Annotated in this window: 11 protein-coding genes; 4 read left to right on the top strand and 7 right to left on the bottom strand. The window is 64.6% G+C overall.

Features of this window, described 5'->3' with window-relative positions:
• Nucleotides 1-107: 107 nt before the first annotated feature.
• The 3 genes from ACP92_RS20535 to ACP92_RS20525 are packed head-to-tail and all read left to right on the top strand — an operon-like array spanning nucleotide 108 to nucleotide 3,767.
• Nucleotides 108-1,160: a branched-chain amino acid ABC transporter permease gene (locus tag ACP92_RS20535; protein WP_013236049.1), complete on the top strand. Its 1,053-nt coding sequence runs from the start codon at nucleotides 108-110 to the stop codon at nucleotides 1,158-1,160.
• 10 nt (nucleotides 1,161-1,170) lie between these two features.
• Nucleotides 1,171-2,961, top strand: a complete 1,791-nt coding sequence (locus ACP92_RS20530) for a branched-chain amino acid ABC transporter ATP-binding protein/permease (RefSeq protein ID WP_013236048.1) — start codon at nucleotides 1,171-1,173, stop codon at nucleotides 2,959-2,961.
• Nucleotides 2,958-3,767, top strand: coding sequence for an ABC transporter ATP-binding protein (locus ACP92_RS20525; protein WP_013236047.1), 810 nt, complete (start codon nucleotides 2,958-2,960; stop codon nucleotides 3,765-3,767). The genes ACP92_RS20530 and ACP92_RS20525 overlap by 4 nt, the downstream gene beginning before the upstream one ends.
• Before the next feature lies 1 nt (nucleotide 3,768).
• On the opposite strand, the gene ACP92_RS20520 is transcribed toward ACP92_RS20525, so the two are convergent.
• From ACP92_RS20520 to ACP92_RS20490, 7 genes are all read right to left on the bottom strand, one after another.
• Nucleotides 3,769-4,890 (bottom strand): Fic family protein, encoded by a 1,122-nt coding sequence (locus ACP92_RS20520; protein WP_013236046.1) that lies wholly within the window; start codon nucleotides 4,888-4,890, stop codon nucleotides 3,769-3,771.
• A gap of 148 nt (nucleotides 4,891-5,038) precedes the next feature.
• Nucleotides 5,039-6,370: a purine-cytosine permease family protein gene (locus ACP92_RS20515; RefSeq protein ID WP_041311253.1), complete on the bottom strand. Its 1,332-nt coding sequence runs from the start codon at nucleotides 6,368-6,370 to the stop codon at nucleotides 5,039-5,041.
• 180 nt (nucleotides 6,371-6,550) lie between these two features.
• On the bottom strand, nucleotides 6,551-7,528 hold the full coding sequence (locus ACP92_RS20510) for a 5-oxoprolinase subunit C family protein (protein WP_013236044.1): 978 nt from the start codon (nucleotides 7,526-7,528) through the stop codon (nucleotides 6,551-6,553).
• Complete coding sequence (locus ACP92_RS20505) at nucleotides 7,518-8,417, bottom strand: 5-oxoprolinase subunit B family protein (RefSeq protein WP_013236043.1); 900 nt, start codon at nucleotides 8,415-8,417, stop codon at nucleotides 7,518-7,520. Before ACP92_RS20505 ends, ACP92_RS20510 begins: the two co-directional genes overlap by 11 nt.
• A gap of 1 nt (nucleotide 8,418) precedes the next feature.
• The gene (locus ACP92_RS20500) at nucleotides 8,419-9,807 is read right to left on the bottom strand and encodes an acetyl-CoA carboxylase biotin carboxylase subunit (RefSeq protein WP_013236042.1); all 1,389 of its coding nucleotides are present in this window, start codon (nucleotides 9,805-9,807) and stop codon (nucleotides 8,419-8,421) included.
• 10 nt (nucleotides 9,808-9,817) lie between these two features.
• Nucleotides 9,818-10,066 carry an acetyl-CoA carboxylase gene (locus tag ACP92_RS20495; protein ID WP_013236041.1) on the bottom strand — a complete coding sequence of 83 codons (249 nt, stop codon included), beginning with the start codon at nucleotides 10,064-10,066 and terminating at the stop codon, nucleotides 9,818-9,820.
• 30 nt (nucleotides 10,067-10,096) lie between these two features.
• Nucleotides 10,097-10,855 (bottom strand): 5-oxoprolinase subunit PxpA, encoded by a 759-nt coding sequence (locus tag ACP92_RS20490; RefSeq protein WP_013236040.1) that lies wholly within the window; start codon nucleotides 10,853-10,855, stop codon nucleotides 10,097-10,099.
• A gap of 129 nt (nucleotides 10,856-10,984) precedes the next feature.
• On the opposite strand from ACP92_RS20490, the gene ACP92_RS20485 reads away from it, so the two are divergent.
• Nucleotides 10,985-11,902: a LysR family transcriptional regulator gene (locus ACP92_RS20485; protein WP_013236039.1), complete on the top strand. Its 918-nt coding sequence runs from the start codon at nucleotides 10,985-10,987 to the stop codon at nucleotides 11,900-11,902.
• Nucleotides 11,903-11,973: the final 71 nt, after the last annotated feature.

Raw genomic sequence — 11,973 nt, 5'->3', positions numbered from 1 at the left:
ATCATGCGCCAAATGATCTAAAAAATATAAAAGGTTCAGCAAGGACCAACGACATCCACGGCCAGCCGCAGCACAGACTGCGGCAGCCGGAACGAACAGGAGGAGACATGGATACAAGCATTTTGACCGTGCTGATCCAGGACGGCATCACGACCGGCGCGATCTATGCGTTGCTGTCGCTGGCGCTGGTACTGGTGTTTTCAGTGACGCGGGTGATTTTCCTGCCGCAGGGCGAATTCGTCGCCTTCGGCGCATTGACGCTGGCGGCCATCCAGAATGGACAGGCGCCCGCTACGGCGCTGTTGCTGCTGGCCCTGGGCGCCGTGACCCTGGCCGTCGAGACCGGCAGCGCGCTGCGCTTGGCGCAGACGCGTGCGCGCCTGCTGCGCCGCCTGCCGCTGCTGCTGGCCACGCACCTCGGCTTGCCCTTGGCGATCCTTGCCTTGACGCGCTGCCTCGACCTGCAGGCGCTGGCCATGCCATGGCAGATCCTGCTGGCGCTGTTGATCGTGGTGCCGATGGGGCCGATGATCTACCGCGTGGCCTATCAGCCGCTGGCGCACTCCAGCGTGCTGGTGCTGCTGATCGTCTCGCTGGGCGTGCATCTGGCCATGGTTGGCCTGGGCCTGCTGATGTTCGGTCCCGAGGGAACCAACACCAGGCCATTCACCGAGATGCAATTCAATCTCGGCGAGAGTCCGGTCTCGGGCCAGAGCGTGATCGTGCTGATCACGGTGGCCGCGCTCATTGCCGTGATCTATGTCTTCTTCGAACGCACGCTGACCGGCAAGGCCTTGCGCGCCACCGCCGTCAATCGGCTCGGCGCGCGCCTGGTCGGGGTGGGCATCAACCAGGCCGGCAAGCTCTCCTTCGGGATGGCCGCCGGGATCGGGGCGCTGTGCGGCATCCTGATTGCGCCTTTTACCATCGTCAACTACGAGTCCGGTTTCATCATCGCGCTCAAGGGCTTTGTCGGTGCGATCTTCGGCGGCTTGGCCAGCTATCCGATTGCGGCGCTGGGGTCGGTATCGGTCGGCCTGATCGAAAGCTTCTCGTCCTTCTGGGCCAGCGCCTACAAGGAATTGATCGTCTTCACCGTCATCATCCCCATCCTGCTGTGGCGCTCGCTGACCAGCCACCATATCGACGAAGAAGCCTGAGGACGCCGTCATGACTGCATTCATATCGCATCGCGCCGCGCTGCCGGCCTTGTTTTTCGCCATCGTGCTGGCCCTGCCGCAACTGGGCCTGCCGCCGTTCTGGGTGACGCTGCTGTCCTACGTCGGCCTGTATGCCATCGTCGCGCTCGGCCTGGTGCTGCTGACCGGCGTCGCCGGGCTGATCTCGTTCGGCCAGGCCGCCTTCGTCGGCATGGGCGCCTACACCACCGCCTATCTCACGACGCAATTCGGACTCTCGCCCTGGATCGGCCTGCTGGCCGGCATTGCGTTGACCGCATGCTCGGCCTTCCTGATCGGCTCGCTCACCATGCGCATCTCTGGCCACTACCTGCCGCTGTCCACGATCGCCTGGGGCCTGTCCTTGTACTACCTGTTCGGCAACCTGGAGATGCTGGGCAAGCATGACGGCATCAACGGCATTCCCGTCATCACCATCGGCAGCGTTGAATTCGGCAATGGCGCATCGATGTACCTGTTGATCTGGGTGGTGCTGATCCTGGCGCTGGTCTCGGTGGTCAATTTCCTCGATTCGCGCGCGGGTCGCGCCGTGCGCGCCCTGCGCTTCGGCACCGTGATGCCCGAAGCCATGGGCGTGGACACGGCCCGCCTGAAGATCGTCATCTTCGTCTATGCCGCCGTGCTGGCCGGCATCTCCGGCTGGCTCTACGCCCACCTGCAGCAGGCCGTCAATCCCACGCCATTCGGCCTGAAGTACGGCATCGACTACCTGCTCATGGTGGTGGTCGGCGGCGCTGGCCATGTCGCGGGGGCGATCCTGGGCGCGGGCCTGCTGGCGGTGCTGAGCAACTTCCTGCAGGAGTGGCTGCCGGGCGTGCTCGGCACGGGCGGCAACTTCGAGGCCATTGTCTTTGGCATCGCCCTGGTGATCTTCCTGCAGTTCGCCAACGAAGGACTGTGGCCGCGCCTGCAGGCGCGCTTTGGCCGTCGCCGGCCGCGCCCGCTGCCCGCTGACGCCGCGCCTCTAGCGCAGATGGCCAAGCCCGCGCGGGGCGAAGTGATCCTCGACGTCGAGGCGGCGCGCAAGCAGTTCGGCGGACTGGTTGCGGTCAATAATGTGAGCTTCTCAGTCAAGGCCGGAGAGATCGTCGGCCTGATCGGGCCAAACGGAGCGGGCAAGTCCACCACCTTCAACCTCGTCACGGGCGTGCTCTCCGTGTCCAGCGGCAAGCTCCTTTATCGCGGCCAGTCGCTGGCGGGATTGTCGTCCCGCGACATCTCCAGCCGCGGTATCGCCCGCACATTCCAGCACGTGCGGCTGGTGCCGGGCATGAGCGTGCTGGAGAACGCCGCCATGGGCGCATTCCGGCGCGGCCAGTTCGCGCCGCAGCGTGGCATCCTGGCGAGCCTGTTGCGCGCCAACCGCAGCGAGGAAGCGCGCATCCTCAGCGAAGCGCGGCGGCAGCTGGAACGCGTCGGCCTCGGTGATCTGGTCGACCGGCCTGCCGGCAGCCTGGCGCTGGGGCAGCAACGCATTCTGGAAATCGCCCGCGCGCTCTGTTGCGATCCGGCCCTGCTGCTGCTCGATGAACCTGCCGCGGGCCTGCGCCTGAAAGAGAAGGAGGCGCTGGCCGCCTTGCTGGACAAGCTGCGCGGTGAAGGGATGGCGGTGCTGCTGGTCGAGCACGACATGGACTTCGTGATGCAATTGACCGACCACATCGTGGTCATGGAATTCGGCGCCAAGATTGCCGAGGGCACGCCGGCCCAGATCCAGGTCCACCCGGCCGTGCTGGAAGCCTATCTGGGAGGAGCCCAATGATGACCGCCGCCACCGTGATGCCCCATGCCAGCGCCGAGCCCGAGGTGCGCGCTACCACTGCGCCGGTGCTGCTGGAAGTCAGCGGCCTGTCGGCGCGCTATGGCAAGGTCGCCGCCTTGACCGATACCGCGCTATCGTTGCGCGCCGGCCAGATCGTGACGGTCATCGGCCCCAATGGCGCGGGCAAGTCGACCCTGCTCAACGCCATGATGGGCGCGCTGCCCAGCGGCGCAGCGGCCAGCGGCAGGATCGCCTTCCAGGGCGAGGACGTGAGCCAGATGGAGGTGGAAGAGCGGGTCGCGCGCGGGCTCTCGCTGGTGCCGGAAAAGCGTGAATTATTTACCACCATGACGGTGGAGGACAATCTGCTGTTGGGAGCCTACAAGCGGCATCGCAATGGCGAGTCGGGCTATCTGGACCAGCAGGATTTCGTGTACACGCTGTTCCCGCGCTTGAAGGAGCGGCGCAAGCAGGCTGCCGGCACGCTCTCCGGCGGCGAGCGCCAGATGCTGGCGGTGGGCCGCGCGCTGATGGCCAAGCCGCAGGTGCTGATGCTCGATGAGCCTAGCCTGGGATTGGCGCCGTTGATCACCCGGGAGATTCTTTCCATCATCAGCCAGCTGCGCAGTACGGGCGTGGCGACCTTGCTGGTGGAACAGAATGCACGGGCGGCCCTGCAGGTGGCCGACTACGGCTATGTGCTGGAGATGGGGGAGATCGTCTGCGCGGGCCCGGCGGGGGTGCTGGCAGAGGATAGCCGGATCGTGGAAAGTTACCTGGGGGTGGGCGGGAACCGACGGAGTTGATTCAGCGCAGCGTGAGCTCGTAGCTTGTGCTGCGACCGCCTGCGGCAGAGCGTTGCAGCAGATCCAGCGCAACCAGTTCGTTGAGATCGCGCAGGGCAGTGTCGGAAGAGCATTTCGCCAGAGCCGCCCATTTGCTGCTGGTGAGTTTGCCCTCGAAACCATCCAGCAGACGATTGAGCACTTTGACCTGACGGACATTGAGTGGCGTACCGGCGATTCTTTGCCAGAAGCGCGCTTTCACCAGCACGGCATCCAGCGTGCGATGGGCCTGGTTCACCGCTGCCAGCAGCATCTGCAGGAACCACAACAGCCAGGGGGTGACATCCATGTCGCCCTTTTGGGTGCGTTCCAGGATGTCGTAATAGGCCTTGCGTTCGCGCTGGATCTGCGCCGACAGGCTATAGAAGCGCTGGGGGCTGCCATCGGCGCGGGCGAGCAGCAAGTCGCCGACGGCGCGCGCGATGCGCCCGTTCCCATCATCAAAAGGATGCAGGGTGACGAACCATAGATGCCCCAGGCCGGCGCGCAGCAGGGCAGGCTCGGCGGGCTTGGCGGTATTGATCCAGTTGAGCAGGCGCGTCACTTCGCGCGCCAGCCGTCGGGCAGGGGGCGCTTCATAATGGACTTTCTGACGGTGCAGTGGTCCGGAGACCACCTGCATCGGTCCCTGGGCGTCATCGCGCCAGTCGCCGACGATGATTTCGCTCAACCCCGAATAGCCGGTCGGGAACAAGGCCGCGTGCCAAGCGAAGAGACGTTTGGCAGTCAGTGGCTTGTGATGATGGGTGGTGGCGTCGAAGATCATGTCCACCACCCCTTCCACGTGCCGGTCCACTGGCGCCAGCGCGCCGATATCGACGCCCAGGCGGCGCGCCACGGAAGAGCGCACCGAGGCCAGATTCAACTGCTCGCCCTCGATGGCGCTGGTTTTCAGGACGTCATCGGTCAGGGCCAGCAGGTTGGCTTCGTCGCGCAACCCGAGTCCTACATCGGCCAGCCGGCCCAGTAGGACACCCTGGGCATGGCTCACCTGGGCCAGTGGCTCGGCCAGGATGTTCAGGTCGTAGCGCCAATGGGGCCAATCGGGAGCCTGCCAGAGGTAGGTATAATCGCCGCTATTCATGCGGTGATTATGCGGGGGATTCGCCGCACAGACAAGGGGCTGCACAGCGGACCTGGTGGACAGGAACTTCTTGATGCGCTCCCCAAACGGGAACACCTTCGTGAAAAAAGGACGCTCCGGGAGCGCCCTGTGTTTTGATGGAACGGAATCAATCTGCGGTCTGCAGGGTCTTCCCCGCCCGTCCGCGCTGCTGCCACAAGGCATACACCCCCATCGACACCACAAAGGTCAGCGGCGCCGACAGCGACTGCCAGAAGCCCGCCATCTCCATCAGCACAAAGCCCAGCAGCACGCCGCAGAACCAGGCGCCCAGACCGCAGCGGTTGATGCCAGGCGCACCGTCTGCGGCGGCGCCATGATCGCCCACGGTGAGGATATGCGCCAGCGCCACGCCGACCCAGGCCACCACGAACACGCCCTGGTAGGCCAGGGCCTTGAGCAGGTAGGAGAACACGTCCGCCAACATCAGCGCATAGACCACTGCACCGACGACAATCGCCCACACCAGGCGCGATGCATGCAGGCCCAGCAGGTTGCCGAAGAAGGCCTGCATGTTGACCGTGGCCAGGTAGTAGTTGGCGGTATTGATGCGGGTCTGCGTGACCCAGACGAAGAGCAGGCCCCAGAAGCCCATCAGCTTGAGAATGGCCATCACCACCGAGACCTCGGACAGGGGGCCATCCTGCGGAATGCTGCTGGCCAGGTAGATGCCGGCTGCGCCATTGAGCAGGATGGTGACCAGGTAGAAGGGCATGCCGAAATTGAAGCGGCCATGATAGGTCGCATCTTCAGGCTTGCCGAAACGGGCATAGTCGAAGGTGAACATCATCAGCACCCATACGCCCATGTAATACGTGAAGCAACTCCACCAGCCATCGGCCGGCGGCATGGCCGGGCCGAAGTCCAGCCACTGCGGCTGGTAGCCATACTGGCTCACCGCCAGCACCAGCGCCATCAGGAGGCCCAGCAGGTAGAACGGCAGCAGCACCCCATTGAACTTGTCCAGCCAGTGCTGCACGCTGCCGAAGACCAGCGGCACGCTGTAGAGCACCACGATGAGCGCGGCCACCGGATAGAGCAGCGTGGGATAGAGGTGATGCAGCGCCACCGCGATGACCGACCCCTCGAAGACGGCGTAATAGATCGCCGTGGAAAAGAAGATCAGCGTGGCCAGCGAGGCGCCCAGCCGTCCGAACAGGATGCGCGAGAACAAGGCCACCGAGAGCCCGGTGCGCATGGCGTAACGGCTGATGCAGGCATTGATGAGACCATAGCTGATGACCGAGAGGACCATCCCGATCAAGGCGTTGCCTGCGCCATAGGTCAGCGCCAGCGATGCACCCACGACGATGTAGAAGATCGCGCTGCAGACGGCCCACCAGGCCATCGTCAGCGACAGCTTGCCCATGCGCGCGCTGGCGGGCAGGCTGTGGGTGGAGAGATCGATTTCCTTGTTCTGTGTTTGTGATAGACCGGCCATGTCAGTTTCTCCAGAGACGTGAAGCGGTGAGTCGATGAGGCGGATGAGTCGATGAGGCGGATGAGGCGCAACTGCCAAGACGAACGGCGGCAGCGACAGGCGCGTCCTGCCCCGACGAGTGCTGGCAGGCGCCCGGCCGGGAACTGGGCATCAAACGGTTTGATGCGGCGGGTGACGGGCTCAGTTGTCCAGGAAGCTGGCCAGACGCTGGATGCGCTGCTGGTACTGGCGTCTGGCCTCCAGCGCCTGCTCCAGCGTCACGCGGACGAACTGCGCCTTGTGGTTGGGTTGCAGCTGGCCGATCAGATCGAGGTCGGCGCTGATGACGGTGCCGATGGTGGCGTAACCGCCGCCGGAGACAGCATCGCGCAACAGCACGATGGGCTCCAGGCCGCCGGGGATCTGGATCGAGCCGATGGGATAGCAGGCGTCGACGATGTTGGAGGGATCCGAGCCCGCGCCGAAGGGCTGTTCGCGCGGCCTGAATTGCATCGCCTGGCCACCCTTGAAGCGGTAGCCGATGCGGTCCGCTTCCGACCCGACGGTCCAGGTGTCGTCAAAGAAGCGCTCCACCGCCTCATCGGTGAGACGGTGTATATACAGCCCCGGCACCACGCGCAGCGTGGCTTCGCGGTCGTACACCGGCACCAGCGACAGCGGCAGGGTGCGGCCTTCGATGGCCTTCGGCGATGCGCGTCCCAGCGGCAGTTCGTCGTCCTTGGCCAGCTTGCGTCCCTGCCACCCGCCCAGCGCACCCAGCGCATAGGTGGAACGGCTTTCCAGCACCACCGGCACATCGATGCCACCGGCGATGGCGAGATAGCTGCGTGCGCCCGCTTTCGGATAATCGAAGCTCAGGACCTGGCCGCTGCGCACCATGAACGCGGTATCGAGCGGGCGTTCACTGCCATCCACACGCGGCTGCATGCGCGCTCCGGTCACGGCGACCAGAGCGTCAGACCGGAATTCCAGTTGCGGCCCCAGCAGGCTGCATTCCAGCGCGGAGGTGCTGGCGTGATTGCCAACCAGCAGGTTGGCGCTGCGCAGGGCGTACTGGTCCAGGGCCCCCGAGGGCGGGATGCCCAGATGGTAGTAGCCTTCCCGGCCACCATCCTGCACCGAGGTCGCCAGGCCGGGCTGTTTCACCTTAATCGTCATGGAGGGCCTCCTTGAGAGCGTGGATGCAGGCCTGGGGATCGGCCTGGAAGGCATCGAGATCGAAGCGGACTGCGCGGATGCGCAGATCGAAGCGACCGGCCTCGACCTCGACAATGGCGGCGTCATACGCCGTGCGATCGATGGGCTTGAATTGCACGATGTCGCCGGCGCGGAAGAACACCATCGATTCCCGCAGATAAGGCAGTCCCTGTTGCGGATCGTAGATGGGGGCGGGCGTGACACCGAACATCTGGTAACCCCCGGCGCCGCGTACCGAGTAGATGCAACCGAAGCAACCGCCGTGTCCCAGTGTCAGCTTCGGGGTGTCGGTGCGCGGGCGCAGGTATTTGGGGACTTGCAGTTGCCGGTCCTGTTCCACCATCTGGTACATGAAGGGCAAGCCCGCCACGAAGCCGACCATGGAGACGAACCACGGTGTGCCGCTGTGCGCCGCGATGAAGGCTTGAGTCTCGTCGTAGCCATTGATGCGCGCCGCGTACTGCAGGTCGGTGGAGGAAGGATCCTGGTGACGGTCGCGGAAGCGCGATTGTGTTTCATTGGTCCAGGGATCGTCATACAGCACAGGCACTTCGATGATGCGCGTGTCGATGCGGCGCTCGGCGGTGGTGCTGCTCTCCAGCGCCTCGAGTTGTTCCAGCAGGGCGAGCGGATGGATCAGGTCGGGATTGAAACGGATCTGGAAGGAGGCATTGGCCAGGCATACATCCAGCACGCCGGGCAAGGCTAGTTTCTCCACGGCGCGGGTGATGGCCATGGCGCGGAAGAATGCTTCCAGTGACATCGATTCGGAGACCTCCGCAAAGAGGTGTTCGTCGCCCGCAATGCTGTAGCGGATGGGCGTGACAGGCGTGGTCTGCAGGCGATTCATCTCAGGCCTCCTCAAGTTGCTTGGCGCGGGTGTCTGTACGTTCGGCCAGCCAGGTCTCCAACGCTCCGGTATCGAAGCGGGCGGACTGCACGCGGGCATCGGCCAGCAGCCACTGATGCAGTGACAATGTGGTCGCCATGCCCGTGATGCGCGTGGCGAGAACTGCCGCCTGGGCGCGCGCGATGGCCTGTGCGCGGTCCTTGCCATGGACTACCAGCTTGGCCAGCAGCGAGTCGTAATAGGGCGGGATGCGATAGCCCGCATAGAGATGGCTCTCCACGCGGATGCCCTCACCCTGCGGCCACTGCAACTCCGCTACGGTGCCGGGGCAGGGGAAGAAATTGCGCTCGGGATCTTCGGCATTGATGCGCATCTCCAGCGCAGCACCCTGCATGCGGATGTCGGATTGCTGCAGGCCCAGCGGTTCGCCGCCGGCGATGCGCAGCATGGCCTGCACCAGGTCGATGCCGGTGATCATCTCGGTGACGGGATGCTCGACCTGGATGCGGGTATTCATTTCGATGAAGAAGAACTCGCCGCTTTCGTCATCGAACAGATATTCCAGCGTGCCGGCGCCGCGATAGTGCAGCCGTTCGGCCAGGCGTACGGCGCTGTCGCACAGGGCCTGCCGCTGTGCGGGCGTGAGGGCGGGCGAGGGCGCTTCTTCGAGGACCTTTTGGCGACGGCGTTGCAGCGAGCATTCACGTTCGAACAGATGAACGGCACGCTCGCCGTCTCCCAGGATCTGCACTTCGATGTGGCGCGCGCGGCGGATGAAGCGCTCCAGGTACACCGCTGCGGATCCGAAGGCGGCCTGGGCTTCGGCCTGCGCCAGCGGAAATTCCCGCGCCAGTTCGGTAGCATCGCGCGCCATGCGAATGCCGCGCCCGCCGCCGCCTGCCGAGGCCTTGATCAGCAGCGGATAGCCGATTTCGTCGGCACAGGCCAGTGCGGTGGCGAGATCCTCCAGTTCGCCCGCCGAGCCCGGCACCACCGGCACCCCGGCGGCGGCCGCGGTACGGCGCGCTTCGGCCTTGTCGCCCATGCGGCGGATGGTATCGGCCTGCGGTCCCACGAAGATCAATCCGGCAGCGTTGACGGCCTCGGCGAAGGCGGCGTTTTCGGAGAGGAAGCCATAGCCCGGATGGAGGGCATCAGCGCCGCTGTCGCGTGCGGCCTTGAGCAAGGCGTCCACATTGAGATAGCTGCGGTCGGCGCGGGCCGGGCCGATGCGCTGGACTTCGTCGGCCATGCGCGCGGCCAGCGAATCGGTGTCGGCGTCGCTGCAGGCGGCCACCGTGGTGATGCCCAGGGCTTGCGCGGCACGGATGATGCGCACCGCGATCTCGCCGCGATTGGCGATGAGGAGTTTGCGCAGGGAAGTCGTCATGATACCGGCCTCAGTCTGCGGTCTCGATCACGGCGACCAGCTGGCCGGGTTCCACCGGGTCGCCGTTGCCGACGTGGAAGGCCTGCAGCTTGCCGCCGTGTTCAGCCTGCAATTCCGTAAATTGTTTCATCACTTCGATCAGGCCGATCACCCTGCCAGCCTCGATGAGCTCGCCTGCCTCTGCATAGGGTGGGGCATCGGGACTGGACCGGCGATAGAAAGTGCCGGGCAGGGGGGATTGCACTTCGTGGACTGCCATGACTTTTCTCCTTCGTAATGAATGGGGGGATCAGCGCGGCGCGGCAATGGCGATGTCGGCTGCTTCCAGGCTATTGCGCGTGGCCTGCACCAGCGCCAGCGCGCCGGGGGTATCGCTGTGGATGCAGACGGAGTCGAAGGCGATGGGGATGTCGCGTCCTTCGACCGTACGCACCACGCCTTCGCAACACGCCCGCAGCACCTTGGCTGCCACCTGGGCCGCATCGAGCGCGCCGACGCGGCGGGTGAAGACGATGGAGCCGCTGTTGTCGTAGTCGCGGTCGGCGTAGAACTCGCAGACCACCGCCTGCTGCAGTTCCTGCGCCACGCGCCAGACCGCCGAACCATGCATGCAGAAGAGAAGCAAGTTCGGGTCCAGCTGGCGCAGTGTCTGCACAAAGACGCGGGCGGCCTCTTCATCACGGGCCAGGTGCATGTAGAGCGCACCGTGCGGCTTGATGTGCTGCAGGGGCAGGCCGTTGAGGCGGGCGAACTCGCGCAGGGCGCCGAGCTGATAGAGCATGTCGTTGACCAGTTCGATGGCCGGCGCGTTGAGATGGCGGCGGCCGAAGCCGACCAGATCGCGAAAGCCGGGATGCGCACCGATGGCCACGCCGTGTTGCCTGGCCAGCTCCACCGTGCGCCGCATGGTGTTGGGATCGCCCGCATGAAAGCCGGTGGCGATGTTGGCTGAACTGATCAGGGGCAGGATGGCCGCATCGACGCCATCGCCGATGGTCCAGGGGCCGAAGCCTTCGCCCATGTCCGAATTCAGGTCGACTGTTTTCATCTGCTGGTCTCCCGTGCTGTCGGAATCAGCACGTGAAATCGAGTATAGAAATCGTCAACGGTATTGGACAGATGTATTATCAGAGGGCTTGATATCGAAAAATCCGATAGCTTATGAAGGGCGTCAGAGATGGCCATTACCCTCCGGCAGATCCGTTATTTCGTGGCCACTGCGGAAGTGGGGCAGATTTCGCAGGCGGCGATCCATCTGCACATTTCGCAATCCTCGGTCACCAGCGCCATCCAGGAACTGGAGGCCTTGCTGGGGGCGCCGCTGTTCATCCGTTCTCCGCAGGGGATGATTCTCACCGACAGCGGGCGGCATTTTCTCAATCATGCGTATTCGATCCTGCGCAGCGTGGACGACGCGATGAAGAGTCCCTTGCCCGACAACACGGCCAGCGGCAGTTTGCGGGTAGCGGCCAGTTACACGGTGCTGGGGTATTTTTTGCCGCACCATCTGCAGCGGCTGTCGCAGTCCTATCCGGGCATCAAGATTCACGTGCATGAGAAGGAGCGCGCGGAGATCGAGCAGAGCCTGGTGGAGGGCGAGATCGACATGGCGGTGGTGCTCACTTCCAATCTGCGTCACCGCGAGATCGCCTATGAGACCTTGTTCGGGTCAGTACGCCGCCTGTGGCTGCCGGCGCGTCACCCGCTGGGCGAGCGCACGGCGGTGAACCTGGCCGAGGTGGCCAATGAGCCCTTCATCCTGCTGACGGTGGACGAGGCTGACAAGACGGCGCTGCGCTACTGGAATCAAAGCGGACGCAAGCCCAACATCATCATGCGCACCAGTTCCATCGAGGCGGTGCGCAGCATGGTGGCCAATGGCTCGGGGGTGGCGATTCTGTCGGATCTGGTGTATCGGCCCTGGTCGCTGGAGGGATTGCGGATCGAGACGGTGCTGCTGATGGATCACGTGCCGGCCATGAATGTGGGGCTGGCCTGGCGCAAGGGAGTGGAGTTCACGCCGGCCATGGAGGCGGTGCGGGAGTATTTCAGGCAGTCGTTCCTGGCGCCGCAGTTGAGTAGCGGCAGGCGTTGAAGCAGGGACGGGAGCGCGCAGAGAAGAGCGTGGAGGAGAGCGGCTGGGGCGCGTGAGCAGCCATCGGCGTG

The sequence above is a fragment of the Herbaspirillum seropedicae genome (assembly GCF_001040945.1).
GTDB classification, from domain to species: Bacteria; Pseudomonadota; Gammaproteobacteria; order Burkholderiales; family Burkholderiaceae_D; genus Herbaspirillum; species Herbaspirillum seropedicae.
This window is presented reverse-complemented; position numbering and strand designations above follow the sequence as displayed.